We start from the raw sequence: 13,603 nt of genomic DNA, 5'->3' as shown, positions 1-13,603 counted from the left end.
GGGGTTGGGCGGCGAGGACCCCTGGCTGGTGCCTGCGTGAAATGGCGCGGGTTGAGGGCAAGCCGAAGATGGGCTCCGAACGGTATCAGGGGTCCGCGAAGGACATTGAACATCTGCCCAATGCCCAGGGCGGCCGTCTCTGTTCCGGACGAAGCATTTGGGGTTCGGTGACAGCGCCGCGGCCTGGGGCATCCCGGCCCGGCTGGATATTGCCGGGATCATGGACGAAGTCCTCTGACCCCGATGCAAGAATGCTGGCGCGTCGGCGGGGACGCACCTGGCGTTGGCGCCGATCACCCAGCGCGGGAAAGCGAAGCAGAAACACGCCGATCTGCGCCTGGTTGGGCTGGGTTTGGTAATCACCCAAGACGGCCGAATCCCCTTGGCGGCCCATGCCTATCCAGGGATCAACCCCGACGCATGCTCACCCAAGATACCGAAACCCACACCAACCTCGGACCGATCAGCCAGGAAACTCCCGCTAGTAGTGTGTTGCGACTAGACGGCGCCGGTTCCGCCTGCCAGCGCCCCAAACAGCGGGGCCAGCGCATCCCAGCGTGAAATTTCGCAGCCGTCAGTCCTGCTGAAGGCTGCGTTGACGGTCCGTCCCTTGAACGTCCCGGTCACGGTGGCCAACTGTGGGCCGCCGTATTGCTGGGTGCAAACACGGTTTGGGTCCGGGAGGGCAAAGAAAATCTTTTCGCCGTGCTGCTCCACTGCGGCAAGTGCCGCGGCGGAGTCGGGCAGGGTGGATTCCGGCGCCGGGGTTGACCCGCTGGCCACGAGCCGGAAGGTGCGGGGCCCGGCACCCGGCGCTTCAGTCAGCGTGATGGCCAGGTCGATGCTCGCCGGCGGCGTGGCGATTCCGGACGGTGCGCTGGTGCCGCCAGGACCGGGCTGTTGCTGGGCGCAACCGGCAACCACGGCCACCACGGAGAGCAGGAGGGCCGCCACGGCAAGCCGCGATCCCGCGGCATGTGCGGAACTTCTCAGGCTGGACATTCGTGACATGGGGACCGCCTCCTCGCGTTTCTGCCATGCTAGCCCATGGCCCGTTTCGCCGCCTGGGAAATGGCCCTGAGGCTGGGTTCCGCGTTAGACGATGAACGCCTGGGCCTGGATGGCCACCGCTGCCGCGCCCCTGGCCCATTCGGTGAAGTCGGCGGAGGCCACACGCAGCTTGACCGCCTCGGCCTCCGGGTCCCTGTCCGCAGCGAGCGCCGCACGCACTGTGGATTCCGTGGCCGCGAACAACGCTATCCCCTCACCGCCGAGCACAACGGTGTTGACCATGGTGAGGTTTGCCGCTGCGGCTATCAGTTTGCCCAGGGCCCTGGCTGCCGAGGCAAAAACTGCCTCGGCCACACGGTTGCCGCCGGCAGCCAGCTCCAGCGCCTGGCTGTAGGTCACGGGGCGGCCCAAGGCCGTTGAAATCTGCGCGCAAATGCTGGGGATGGCCAGCATGGCGGTGGAGCAACCCCGGTGCCCGTCCATGCACAGGGGGCCGCTGGGATCCAGTGGGAAATGCCCGCCCAAGCCCAGGCCCATGTCCGCGGTCCGCCTGACGTGGTCGCGCATCACCAGCCCATAGCCCACTCCGGCACCAATGGTGATGACGGCAAAATCAGCGGTTTCCTTGCCAGCACCAAACCACTGCTCGGCGGCCGCCAGTGCGCTCACATCATTGTCCGCCACCACCGGCAGACCCAGCTGCTGCGCCAGCATCTGGGCCAACGGCACATCCTTCCAGCCAAGGAACGGCGCCCTGTGCACCACGCCATCGGGCCTCACCTGGCCGCCCAGCGAGACCCCCACGCCCGTCACCAGCACAGCCTCCTGGGCACTGAGCCGCTCCACCATTTCCACAATCCCGGCCACAACGGCCGCGGGGGACGTTTCAGTCAGGGGCAGGGTGGCAACAGCTGCGATGGTGGCCCGGGCGTCGGTCAACACCGCCTGCAGGAGGTCGCCGGTGACCTTGACTCCCACAAAATGGGCGCAGTCGCTGCGCACGTCCAAAAGCCTCACGGGCCTACCCACCGTGCCGTCAGCGACCAATTCCCCTTCGACCAGGAGCCCTGAATCCAGCAGCGGCTTGCTGAGGCGAGTCAGGCTCGCCACGCTGAGTTTGAGCTCCTGAGCCAGCTCGCCGCGGGAGATGGGGCCGCGGACCAACACCAGCCGCGCCAGCTCAAGGGCCGAGTCGGCGAGCGCCGCCGGGTTTCTGGGCTGCTCCGGCTGGAGCGCGGATAGTGGAAAGACGGAGTTCATGGCTCCAGTTTATTGCAACTTGCATCTAATTGCGGCAGGCACGGCCACTTTTGCGACAATAAAGTGACCCTTGACACTCTAATTACTTTTGCGGTAAAACTAATACATGAGTTTTGAATCTTCCTACGCCCAGCTGCATCGCGGCGGCACCTCGGTCATCGTTGACCTGACCACAGCCGGCGTCCCCACCATCGTCCACTGGGGCACGGACACCGGGGTCCTGCCGGAATCCGAACTGGCAGCCGTTGCCACCGCGGCAGCGTCCCAACGAGTCTCCGGTGGCATCGACATCCCGGCCCGCCTGACCCTCCTGCCCCAGGAGGTCTTTGGCTGGCAGGGCTCGCCCGCCTTGCTGGGCCAGCGTATGTTGGATCAGCGTTCCGGCACCGACTGGGCCAGCGCCCTGGCCACCACCGGCGTCGAGCACAAGGACCACGCCCTCACCATCACGGCAGAGGATCCTGCTGCCGGGCTTCAGCTGGTCACGGAGCTGGCCCTGAGCGCCCACGGCGTGCTGCACCAACGCCACACACTGACCAACGTTGGTGCCGGCAACTACCAGCTGCACCAGCTGGGCACAGTGTTCCCGCTGCCTGCCTCCGCCGCCACCATCGTGGACACCACCGGACGGCATCTGAAGGAGCGCACCGCCCAGCAGCGCCCCCTCACCGTGGGTGCCCATGTCAGGGAGAGCCGCCGCGGCCGTCCCGGGGCGGATTCAACTCTGCTCATGCTGGCTGGCTCCGCAGGCTTTGGCCACCGCAGCGGCCTGGTCCACGGCGTGCACCTGGCCTGGAGCGGCAACCACCGGCTCAGCGCCGAACGCACCATCACCAGTGAGAGCTTCCTTTCCGCGGGTGAGCTGCTGCTGCCCGGCGAAGTCACCCTGGGGCCCGGCGAAAGCTACTCCACCCCCTGGGCACTGGGCTCCTGGGGCAATGGTTTGGATGAGCTGTCCGCCCGGTTCCATGCGGATCTGCGTGACCGGCCGGCGCACCCCACCCGCCCCCGTCCCGTCACCTTGAACACCTGGGAGGCCGTCTACTTTGACCATGACCTGAGCACACTGGTGACCCTGGCGGACAAGGCTGCCGCCATTGGTGTGGAACGCTTCGTGCTCGACGACGGCTGGTTCCTGGGCCGCCGCGACGACACAGCAGGGCTGGGTGACTGGTTTGTTGACCCGGCAGTGTGGGCCGACGGCCTGGGGCCCATCATCACCCACGTCAACGGCCTGGGCATGGAGTTTGGCCTGTGGTTTGAACCCGAAATGGTCAACCCGAACAGCGACCTGGCCCGTAACCATCCGGAGTGGATCCTGCACACCGACGGCCGCTGGCCCGTCAGCGCCCGACAGCAGCAGGTGCTCAACCTGGCGCACCCCGAGTGCTTCGACTACCTCCTGGGGCGCATTGACGCGATCCTGGCCGAATACCCCATCAGCTACATCAAGTGGGACCATAACCGGGACCTGCTCGACGCCTCCGATCCCCGCACGGGCCGCGCGGCCGTCCGGGAAACCACGCTGGCGTTGTACCGGTTGCTGGCCGAGCTCAAGGCCCGCCACCCCGGCCTGGAAATTGAAAGCTGCGCTTCAGGCGGCGCCCGCGTGGACCTGGGCATCCTTGAATACACGGACAGGATCTGGACCAGCGACTGCATCGATCCGATCGAACGGCTCGACAACCAGGAAAACACCTCCCTCCTGGTCCCCTACGAGCTCATGGGCGCCCACATTGGCGGCCCCATCTCGCATTCCACCCGGCGCCAACACAGCCTCGGCTTCATGGCCCGCACAGCCATCTTTGGCCACTTCGGCATCGAATGGAACATTGCACACATCAGTGCCGAACAAACGGCCGAACTAGCCGGCTGGGTGCAGTTCCACAAGGACAACCGTGAACTGTTCCACACCGGGGTCTCCGTTCACGCCGATCTCGCCGACAAAGCCATGGACCTGCGCGGCGTGGTGGCCAGCAACGGCGAGCGCGCCGTCTTTGCCCTCACCCAACGCGAAGCTTCCATCACCTACCCCTCCGGACGGGTCACCATCCCCGGCCTGTCCCCTGACGCCCGCTACCGGCTGGCACTGTCCCATCCCCTGGATGAGGAAGTAGGCAACGGCCAATCCCCGCTAGCCTGGCCCCTGGCTGACTGCGTGCTCTCAGGACGCGTCCTGGAGACCGTGGGCCTTGCCGCCCCCGTCCTCTTCCCCGAACAATCAGTGCTCATCATGCTCACCAGGGTCGACGCCGATCCTGCCCGGGCCATCTAAGGAGTTCGCATGTTTGCAACACAACGCCTGAGCCAGGCGCTCCGGAAGGGTCCGGGCAAGGCTGCGGCAAGTGCCGCCGTCGTCCTGGCCCTCACCCTGAGCCTGAGCGGCTGCGGCCCCGCCGACGACGGCCGCGTCACGCTCGATTTCTTCCAGTTCAAGCGGGAAGCCGTGGGCCAGTTTGAAAAAATTGTGGCCGACTTTGAGGCAGCAAACCCGGACATTGACGTGGTCATCAACAACGTGCCCGAACCCGACACCGCCATTCGCACACTGCTGGTGAAGGACAAGACACCCGATGTCCTGACCCTCAACGGCAACGGCAACTTCGGTGAGCTGTCCAAGGCGTGCATCTTCGCCGACCTTTCCGAGCTGCCCGCGGCGAAACGGGTCATCCCGTCCGTGCAGGACATTTTGAACGGCCTGGGCACCTGCCACGGCAACGAAACCAACGGACTGCCGTTTGCCAACAACGCCAGCGGCGTCCTGTACAACCCGGAAATTTTCGCCAAATACGGTGTGGCAGTGCCAGAAACTTGGGACGACCTCATTGCCGCAGCCGACACCTTCAAGGCCAACGGCGTCAACCCGTTCTTCATGACATTAAAGGACGCCTGGACGGTGCTGCCCTCCTACGTGAACCTTGCGGGCAACCTCATGCCGGCGGACTTCTTTGACGATGTCCGTTCCGCCAGCTGGACTCCCGCAACAGGCCAGTTCAGTTTTGAAAAGAACGGCAGCGAGGCCGCCACGAAACTGGCGAAACTGTTCAGCTACGCGCAGCCCGGTGCTGACGGCGTCGGGTACGACGACGGCAACGCGGCGTTTGGCGCCGGCGAATCCGCCATGTACCTGCAGGGCAGCTTCGCCATCCCGGCCATCCGCGCGGCGAACCCCGACGCGAAGATTGCATCGTTCCCGTACCCCACCACCAACGATCCGGCCAAGAACACCCTGGTCTCCGGTGTGGACGTGACACTGGCCATTGGCAAGGACACCAAGCACCCCGTTGAAGCCAAAAAGTTCGTCGACTACCTCATGTCCCCGGCCGTCCTGGACTACTACGCCACCGCGCAGTCGTCCCTGACCCCCGTCACGGACGCCGCAACCAGCACAGACCCGGCCCTGGCAGGCATGCAGGGCTTCTTCACCGACGGCCGCGTCATTGGCTACTTCGACCATCATGTGCCGGCCAGCATCCCGCTGCCGGCGCTCCTGCAGCAATTCATCCTTGACAAGGACCAGCCGGCATTCCTGACCCGCATGGACCACGAATTTGAAAAGGTCGCAGCCCGCACCACCACCAAGAAAGGCGAATGACCATGACCACCACAACGGCCAGGGCAAAGAAGCCCCGCAGCGCCCCCGGCCTGCAACGCCGGCGCCCGTCCCGGGCCAACAAGACGTTTTACTGGATGGTGGTTCCGGCCCTGGTCCTGTTCCTGGTCCTGCACACCCTCCCCACCCTGACAGGCATCTTCTACAGTTTCACCAACTACGCCGGCTACGGCGAGTGGAACTTTGTGGGACTGTCCAACTACGTGAACCTGTTCAAGGACGACAGGATCCTGGATTCGTATGTCTTCACCATCGTCTTCGCCGTCACCACCACCATTGTGGTCAATGTGGGCGCCCTTTTCATTGCGCTCCTGCTCAACTCCAAGATCAAGTACCAGACGGCGTTCCGCGGGATCTTCTTCATCCCCAACATCCTCTCGGTGCTGATTGTTGGCTACGTCTTCAACTACCTGCTCTCCAACAACCTGCCGCTCATCGGCCAGGCACTGGGGATCAAGTGGCTCTCCACCTCCATCCTGACTAACCCCGACCTGGCCTGGCTGGGCATTGTGGGTGTCACCGCGTGGCAGTCCATCGCCTTCAGCGTCATCATCTACCTGGTCGGGCTCCAAACAGTGCCTGCTGAGCTCTACGAGGCTGCCAGCCTGGACGGCGCGTCACCGTGGCGCCAGTTCGTCTCCATCACGTTCCCGCTGATCGCCGGCTACTTCACCATCAACATGGTGCTCGCACTTAAGAGCCTGCTTCAAGTCTTCGACCAGATCGTGGCCCTGACCAACGGTGGTCCCGGAACCTCCACCGAATCGGTGGCCATGGTCATCTACCGTGGCGGCTTCCAAGGCGGCGAATTTGGTTACCAAATGGCCAACTCCGTGGTGTACCTGGTGGTCATCGTTGCCCTGGCCCTACTGCAGCTGCGCGTACTGTCGCGCAAGGAGGTTGACTTCTCATGAGCACGCCCACCTCAACCACGGCACAGGTGACTGCCGGCATCCCAGCCAAGGTCCGCCGTCGCACCTCCATCAACATCCCCCTGACACTTCTGGTGGCGGTGCTGTCGCTGACAGTGCTGATTCCGCTGTACTTCACCATTGTCACGGCGCTGAAATCCTCGGACCAGCTCAGCGGCAACGGCCTGGCACTGCCCACCAGCATTCACCTGGAGAACTTCGCCAATGCGTGGACGCTGACCAATTTCCCCAACGCGCTGCTCATCTCGGGCATTGTGACTGTGGGGGCGGTCGTCCTGACCATCCTGACTAACTCCCTGGTGGCCTACGCCATTGCCCGGAACATGCACCGCCCGTTCTTCAAGGCGCTGTACTACTTCTTCATCGCCGCATTGTTTGTGCCGTTCCCCATCATCATGCTGCCGGTGACCAAGCAGATGTCCATCCTTGGTTTGGACAACCCCGTGGGCTTGTTCCTGCTGTACACGGTCTACGGCCTGAGCTTCAACATCTTTGTCTACACAGCCTTCATCAAGTCCATCCCGGCGGAGCTGGAAGAGGCCGCCATCATGGACGGTGCCAGTGTCTGGACCACGTTCCGCAAGGTCATCTTCCCGATCCTGACACCCATGAACGCCACAGTGGGCATCCTTACCTGCCTGTGGGCGTGGAATGACTTCATGCTGCCGCTGGTGATCCTCTCCGATCCCAGCACGCGCACCCTGCCCCTGGTCCAGTTCGTCTTCCAAAACCAGTTCAACACCGACTACACCACGGCCTTTGCGTCCTACCTCATGGCCATGGCCCCGTTGCTGCTGATCTACCTGTTCGCCCAGCGCTGGGTCATCTCCGGCGTCATGCGGGGCTCCATCAAGTAGCCCCGCCGCCCACAGCCCGACGCTATCGCAGCAATGGCGTGTTTTTTCCCGACGCTATCGCAGCAATGGCTGGATTTTACTCAACGCTCTCGCACCGCTGGCCGTGGCATCAATGCTACGGCCAGCGTCGTGTGACCAGCTGTGGATAACTTTGCGCGCGGGCGGCCGAATTGCGCCAGAATATGTTCATGGAATCCAATGACGAATCCAGTATTCCGGCTGCACCGTTCACGCGGGCCGAGGCTGCAGCGCTGGGAATCCCCCGCCACCGGCTGAGGGGCAAGGGCGTAATGGCCGTCAGCTACGGCCTGTACCGGCCAGCCGGTTGGGACTTCGAGCTGCGGGAGGCGGCGCGTGCACTCTGCGCGGCCTCACCCGGGGCCTGGATCTCGCATTCCACCGCAGCCCGGCTGCAGCAATTGGTGCTTCCGCCCTGGCTGGGCGATTCCAATGAACTGCACTTGAGCAAGCCCCGGAAAACACCTGAAGTGCGCCGACAAGGCATCACCGCCCACAAAATGCTCTTCTTTGGCGATGAAATCGAGCTCGACGGGGGCCTGCCCATCAGCACCCGGTCGCGCACCTGGCTTGACCTGGCCCGCACACTGCCGCTGAACGATCTCGTGTGCATGGGCGACCAGCTCATCCGCATTCCGCGGCCGGAATTCGAGGGCCGCCAGGCACCGTACGCCACACTCCAGTCGCTGCGGGCCATGTTGGGACGGCACACAAACTTCCAGGGAATCGTCCACGCCCGCGAAGCGCTCAACCTCATGCGTGTGGGCGCCGATTCCAGCCCGGAAACGCTGCTACGCCTGGCCATGCTCGACGCCGGCCTGCCGGAGCCCGAATTGCAGCTCACCTTGTGGAACCGGCCCGGCAGCCCTTCGGCAGACGCCGGCTACCGTGCCCACCGTATTGCCTTGCAGTTCGACGGCGCCCATCACCTTGACGAGCTTCAGCAGCGCAGTGACCTCCGCAGGGACAAAGCGTTCAGGGCTGCCGGTTGGACCGTGCTGATATTCACCCAGTCAGATGTTGCTGACGGTTTTCAGAATGCTGTGGGGCTCATCAAGATGGCCTTGCGGGATGCTTGGGTGGATCCGTCCATTGCCTCAGGCTTTGCGTCCGGCAGCTGAGCCATTCCACCGCAGGCCGAAACGAGCCCTGGCCCAAGATCCACGGAGCGCTCGGACAGCAGAACGCCCGGACAGCAGAACGCCCCCTCACAAGAGTGAGAGGGCGTTCTGCTTTTTTCAGCCATTGCTGCGATAGCGTTCAGAAAAAAGGCACCATTGCTGCGATAGCGTTCAGAAAAAAGGCACCATTGCTGCGATAGCGTCGGTAAGAAGGGGTTTTAGATCTCGCCCCGGATGAAGGCTTCAACCTTCTCGTGGGCAACGTCGTCCGCGTACTGCTCCGGCGGGGACTTCATGAAGTAGCTAGAGGCTGACAGGATGGGCCCGCCAATGCCGCGGTCCAGGGCGATCTTGGCCGCACGGATGGCGTCGATGATGACACCTGCCGAGTTGGGTGAATCCCACACTTCTAGCTTGTACTCCAGAGACACGGGGGCGTCACCGAAGTTGCGGCCTTCCAAGCGGACAAAAGCCCACTTCCTGTCATCAAGCCAGGCCACGTAGTCGGACGGACCAATATGGACATCGTCTTCGCCCAACACGGCTGAGGTGTTGGAGGTGACGGCCTGGGTCTTGGAGATCTTCTTGGATTCCAGACGCTCTCGCTCGAGCATGTTCTTGAAGTCCATGTTGCCACCAACGTTGAGCTGGTAGGTGCGGTCCAATACGACGCCACGGTCTTCGAACAGTTTCGCCATGACGCGGTGCGTGATGGTGGCACCGATCTGGCTCTTGATGTCATCGCCCACGATCGGCACGCCTGCGGCGGTGAACTTGTCAGCCCACTCCTTGGTGCCGGCGATGAAGACGGGCAGGGCGTTGACGAAGCCAACCCCTGCGTCGATGGCGCACTGGGCGTAGAACTTGGCTGCGGCTTCGGAGCCAACAGGCAGGTAGCAGACCATGACGTCAACGTTGGCAGCCTTCAGGGTTGCCACAACGTCCACGGGGGCCGCATCGGATTCAACGATGGTCTCGCGGTAGTACTTGCCTAGGCCATCCAGCGTGGTTCCACGCAGGACCGGCACGTTCAAGTTGGGAACGTCAGCAATTTTGATGGTGTTGTTCTCGCTGGCACCGATGGCGTCGGAAAGATCCAGGCCCACCTTTTTGCTGTCAACGTCGAATGCTGCCACGAACTGCACGTCATTGACGTGGTACTTGCCGAACTCAACATGCATCAAGCCCGGAACCTTCGCGCTGGGATCAGCGTTCTGGTAGTACTGGACACCCTGTACCAACGATGCGGCACAGTTTCCTACGCCTACGATGGCAACCCGAATAGGATGATTGGACACGGAACTCCTTCATAAAACTCACAGGGTCCGGCTCTCACACTTATGGTGATGGGTCGACGCACGCCTTCACGGTTGACATAAAGACACGACGCACGGCTATTTCGACCGGACCTGACGCCCCAACGGCGCCCTTAACCATTCTAGTCAACTACTGCTGCCCCGAATTTGTTCCCTCAGGGCAGCAGTGTCTCGCAGTTTTGTCACAAAACCGCCAAGAATGCTACTTTTGCGCCCACCGGTTGATGTCTGATTCCACCGCAAACTCATCAATGGCATGTAGCTCAGCTGCGCTAAATTCCAGGTTGTTGATGGCTGCAATATTGTTTTCCAGCTGCGCCACGCTCGATGCGCCCACCAGGGCCGAGGTGACGGGGGTGCCCTTGGGCTGCTCACGCAGGATCCAGGCGATGGCCATCTGGGCCAGTGACTGCCCGCGGCCGGCAGCAATGTTGTTCAGTCCGCGCACGCGGTCCATCTTCTCCGCCGTGAGATCGTGCTCGTGCAGGAAGTGCTCCTTCGCCGCACGGGAATCGGCGGGGACGCCCTTCAAGTAACGGTCGGTGAGCACGCCTTGCGCCAATGGTGAGAAGGCGATGGAACCAGCCCCTACGGCGTCGAGCGCCTCATACAGGTTCGGCTCCCCGTTTTCGGTCCAGCGATTCAGCATGGAGTAGGAGGGCTGGTGAATGAGCAGCGGCGTGCCCATTTCTTTCAGGATGCGGGCGGCCTCCAGCGTTTGGGCCGGGGTGTAGGAGGAGATGCCGGCGTAGAGTGCCTTGCCGGAGCGCACGGCGTGGTCCAGCGCGCCCATGGTTTCCTCCATGGGTGTTTCCGGGTCCGGGCGGTGGCTGTAGAAGATGTCAACATAGTCCAGGCCCATGCGGGTCAGCGACTCGTCCAGACTGGAGAGCAGGCTCTTGCGGGAGCCCCATTCGCCGTACGGGCCAGGCCACATCAGGTAGCCGGCTTTGGTGGAGATGACCAGCTCGTTGCGGTGCGCAGCAAAGTCGTCCTTGAAGTGGCGACCAAAATTGGTTTCCGCGCTGCCGGCCGGCGGGCCGTAGTTGTTGGCCAGGTCAAAGTGGGTGACGCCCAGATCGAAGGCCCGGCGCAGGATGTCCCGCTGCACGTCAAAGGACTTATCGTCCCCGAAGTTGTGCCACAGGCCCAGCGAAATGGCTGGCAATTTCAGCCCGCTGCGCCCAACACGGCGGTAGGGCATGGTCTCGTAACGGTTTTCCGCTGCATGAAAAGTCATACCTGTTATCTTGCCACCACCGGCGCCCCGCCAACCGCCATTTGGGTGGCCCTGCCAGACACACCCTTAGGGCGCTGGCCCGGCCGCCTGCCGCCGCCGCAACCCAGGATCAGCTGCGCCCAAGCCCCCGTAAGATCAGGGCCGCGCGCGACGCCACCGGGACCACATCCCCCGCCGTCAATTGGCTGTCGGGGACACCGTCGGTGTGGACTTCCACCACCCAGCGCTGGGCGTACTCGGCACTGGGCAGCGTAAAATCAACGCCTGCCGCACTGGCGTTGAACAGCATCAGAAATGAGTCATCCACCACGGCCCGGCCCCGGGCGTCGCAATCCGGTATGCCGTCCCCGTTGAGGAAAACACCAATGCTGTGCCCAAAGGCGTTGTCCCAGTCGTCTCCGGTCATGGCCGCCGAGTCGGGCCGCAGCCACACAATGTCCGGCAGCCCGGCGTCGTCCCCGCGCTCCACGGGACGGCCGCTGAAGAACCGACGACGGCGGAACACGGGGTGCGCCGCCCGCAACCGCCCCAGCCGGGAGACAAAGTCCACCAGTGCCGTGTCCGCAGCCTCCCAGTTGATCCACGTCAGCGGCGAATCCTGGGCGTAGGCGTTGTTGTTGCCGTTTTGGGTTCTGCCCAGTTCGTCTCCGTGCAGGATCATCGGAACGCCCTGGGACAGTAGCAAGGTGGTGAGGAAGTTGCGCTGTTGACGGGCCCGCAACGCAACAATGCCGGCGTCGTCCGTGGGGCCCTCCACACCAAAGTTCCAGGAGCGGTTATGGGATTCACCGTCCCGGTTGTCCTCCCCGTTGGCCTCATTGTGCTTGCTGTTGTAGCTGACAAGGTCGGCCAGGGTGAAGCCGTCGTGGGCCGTAACAAAGTTGATGGAGGCCACGGGGCGGCGCCCGGAATGGCCATAGAGGTCCGATGAGCCTGTGAGCCGGGTGGCAAATTCGCCCAGGGTGGCCGGCTCGCCGCGCCAGAAGTCCCGCACGGTATCCCGGAACTTGCCGTTCCATTCGGTCCACAGCGGCGGGAAGTTGCCCACCTGGTAGCCGCCGGGTCCCAGATCCCAAGGCTCGGCAATCAGTTTAACCTGGGAAACCACGGGATCCTGCTGCACCATTTCAAAGAACGTGGACAGCTTGTCCACGTCATAAAACTCGCGCGCCAGCGTGGCGGCCAGGTCAAAGCGGAAGCCGTCCACATGCATTTCAGTCACCCAATACCGCAGCGAATCCATGATGAGTTGCAGCGCGTGCGGTTCCCGGACGTTGAACTGGTTCCCCGTACCGGTGTAGTCCAGGTAGTGCTGCTTATCCTCCTCAATCAGCCGGTAGTAGGCGTCATTGTCAATCCCGCGAAAGGACAGGGTGGGGCCCAAATGGTTACCTTCGGCCGTGTGGTTGTACACCACGTCAAGGATGACCTCCAGGCCGTTGGCGTGCAGTTCCTTAACCATTTCCTTGAACTCGCGCACCTGATCGCAAGGATCGCTGCCGGCTGCGTACTCATTGTGCGGGGCGAAGAAGCCGATGGTGTTGTAGCCCCAATAGTTCCGCAGCCCCGCATTCAACAGCCGCTCGTCCTGGACAAACTGGTGCACCGGCATAAGTTCGACGGCGGTCACCCCCAAGTTTTTCAGGTGGGCCACCACCGCGGGGTGGGCAACCCCGGCATACGTGCCGCGCTGGTGCTCCGGGACATCAGGGTGCAGGGCTGTCAGCCCCTTCACATGGGCCTCGTAGATGACGCTTTGGTGATAGGGAATGCCCGGGCGGGCGTCGGGACGGCCTTGGGCGTCGGCCCAGTCGAAGCTGTCCGCCACCACCACGGACCGGTACGTGTGGCCGGCCGAATCCTCATCATTGCGGGCCAGCGGCTGCGCAAAGTCGTAGCCATACAGGGGCTGGCCCCAGGTGATGTGCCCGCTCACGGCCCGCGCGTAGGGGTCCAGCAGCAGCTTGTTGGCGTTGAAGCGCAGCCCCTTGGCAGGTTCCCACGGCCCATCCACGCGGTACCCGTACCGCTGGCCGGCACCCACACCCGGCACGTAGCCATGCCAAACGTAGCCGTCCACTTCCGTGAGCGGCAGGCGGGTCTCCGCTCCGGCGTCGTCAAACAAGCACAGCTGCACGGCCTGCGCACCGTCACTGAACAAGGCAAAATTGGTGCCTTCACCATCTGCGTGGGCGCCCAATGGGTGCGCCCTGCCCGGCCAAATGTCCACAAGTC

10 protein-coding genes and 1 pseudogene are annotated in these 13,603 nt (G+C 63.3%); 6 read left to right on the top strand and 5 right to left on the bottom strand.

Translation table 11 applies throughout. The features are described from left to right. Positions 1–41 precede the first annotated feature (41 nt). A pseudogene (locus ACX80Q_RS00890) lies at positions 42–418 on the top strand (IS1634 family transposase); the annotation flags it as partial. Positions 419–498: 80 nt separating this feature from the next. On the opposite strand, the gene ACX80Q_RS00885 reads toward ACX80Q_RS00890, so the two are convergent. Both ACX80Q_RS00885 and ACX80Q_RS00880 read right to left on the bottom strand, forming a co-directional pair. Continuing rightward, positions 499–1,011: a serine protease inhibitor gene (locus tag ACX80Q_RS00885; RefSeq protein WP_459328627.1), complete on the bottom strand. Its 513-nt coding sequence runs from the start codon at positions 1,009–1,011 to the stop codon at positions 499–501. Between the two features lie 84 nt (positions 1,012–1,095). Continuing rightward, positions 1,096–2,271, bottom strand: a complete 1,176-nt coding sequence (locus tag ACX80Q_RS00880) for an ROK family protein (RefSeq protein WP_459328626.1) — start codon at positions 2,269–2,271, stop codon at positions 1,096–1,098. Positions 2,272–2,377: 106 nt separating this feature from the next. On the opposite strand from ACX80Q_RS00880, the gene ACX80Q_RS00875 reads away from it, so the two are divergent. From ACX80Q_RS00875 to ACX80Q_RS00855, 5 genes are all read left to right on the top strand, one after another. After that, the gene (locus ACX80Q_RS00875) at positions 2,378–4,546 is read left to right on the top strand and encodes an alpha-galactosidase (RefSeq protein WP_459328625.1); all 2,169 of its coding nucleotides are present in this window, start codon (positions 2,378–2,380) and stop codon (positions 4,544–4,546) included. Positions 4,547–4,555: 9 nt separating this feature from the next. Further along, a complete protein-coding gene (locus ACX80Q_RS00870) occupies positions 4,556–5,866 on the top strand; it encodes an ABC transporter substrate-binding protein (protein WP_459328624.1) in 1,311 nt (436 codons plus the stop codon). A 2-nt stretch (positions 5,867–5,868) separates the two neighbouring features. Further along, a complete protein-coding gene (locus tag ACX80Q_RS00865) occupies positions 5,869–6,798 on the top strand; it encodes a carbohydrate ABC transporter permease (RefSeq protein ID WP_459328623.1) in 930 nt (309 codons plus the stop codon). Next, on the top strand, positions 6,795–7,673 hold the full coding sequence (locus ACX80Q_RS00860; RefSeq protein ID WP_459328622.1) for a carbohydrate ABC transporter permease: 879 nt from the start codon (positions 6,795–6,797) through the stop codon (positions 7,671–7,673). The genes ACX80Q_RS00865 and ACX80Q_RS00860 overlap by 4 nt, the downstream gene beginning before the upstream one ends. A gap of 188 nt (positions 7,674–7,861) precedes the next feature. After that, the gene (locus ACX80Q_RS00855) at positions 7,862–8,812 is read left to right on the top strand and encodes a DUF559 domain-containing protein (protein WP_459328621.1); all 951 of its coding nucleotides are present in this window, start codon (positions 7,862–7,864) and stop codon (positions 8,810–8,812) included. Between the two features lie 218 nt (positions 8,813–9,030). On the opposite strand, the gene ACX80Q_RS00850 is transcribed toward ACX80Q_RS00855, so the two are convergent. The 3 genes from ACX80Q_RS00850 to glgX all read right to left on the bottom strand — a co-directional run bounded on the left by ACX80Q_RS00850 (position 9,031) and on the right by glgX (position 13,598). Continuing rightward, positions 9,031–10,110 carry an inositol-3-phosphate synthase gene (locus tag ACX80Q_RS00850; protein ID WP_459328620.1) on the bottom strand — a complete coding sequence of 360 codons (1,080 nt, stop codon included), beginning with the start codon at positions 10,108–10,110 and terminating at the stop codon, positions 9,031–9,033. 220 nt (positions 10,111–10,330) lie between these two features. Next, positions 10,331–11,368 carry an L-glyceraldehyde 3-phosphate reductase gene (mgrA, locus tag ACX80Q_RS00845; RefSeq protein WP_459328619.1) on the bottom strand — a complete coding sequence of 346 codons (1,038 nt, stop codon included), beginning with the start codon at positions 11,366–11,368 and terminating at the stop codon, positions 10,331–10,333. 109 nt (positions 11,369–11,477) lie between these two features. Next, the gene (gene glgX / locus ACX80Q_RS00840; RefSeq protein ID WP_459328618.1) at positions 11,478–13,598 is read right to left on the bottom strand and encodes a glycogen debranching protein GlgX; all 2,121 of its coding nucleotides are present in this window, start codon (positions 13,596–13,598) and stop codon (positions 11,478–11,480) included. Positions 13,599–13,603: the final 5 nt, after the last annotated feature.

This window comes from Arthrobacter sp. HLT1-20, from assembly GCF_054510895.1.
Note: the sequence above shows the minus strand (reverse complement) of the source record. Positions and strands in the feature narration are given on the sequence as shown.

Excerpts from the sequence above, each read along its gene's own strand:
- ACX80Q_RS00885 (WP_459328627.1), bottom strand. The coding sequence starts at position 1,011 with ATGTCACGAATGTCCAGCCTGAGAAGTTCCGCACATGCCGCGGGATCG.
- ACX80Q_RS00880 (WP_459328626.1), bottom strand. The coding sequence starts at position 2,271 with ATGAACTCCGTCTTTCCACTATCCGCGCTCCAGCCGGAGCAGCCCAGA.
- ACX80Q_RS00875 (WP_459328625.1), top strand. The coding sequence starts at position 2,378 with ATGAGTTTTGAATCTTCCTACGCCCAGCTGCATCGCGGCGGCACCTCG.
- ACX80Q_RS00870 (WP_459328624.1), top strand. The coding sequence starts at position 4,556 with ATGTTTGCAACACAACGCCTGAGCCAGGCGCTCCGGAAGGGTCCGGGC.
- ACX80Q_RS00865 (WP_459328623.1), top strand. The coding sequence starts at position 5,869 with ATGACCACCACAACGGCCAGGGCAAAGAAGCCCCGCAGCGCCCCCGGC.
- ACX80Q_RS00860 (WP_459328622.1), top strand. The coding sequence starts at position 6,795 with ATGAGCACGCCCACCTCAACCACGGCACAGGTGACTGCCGGCATCCCA.
- ACX80Q_RS00855 (WP_459328621.1), top strand. The coding sequence starts at position 7,862 with ATGGAATCCAATGACGAATCCAGTATTCCGGCTGCACCGTTCACGCGG.
- mgrA (WP_459328619.1), bottom strand. The coding sequence starts at position 11,368 with ATGACTTTTCATGCAGCGGAAAACCGTTACGAGACCATGCCCTACCGC.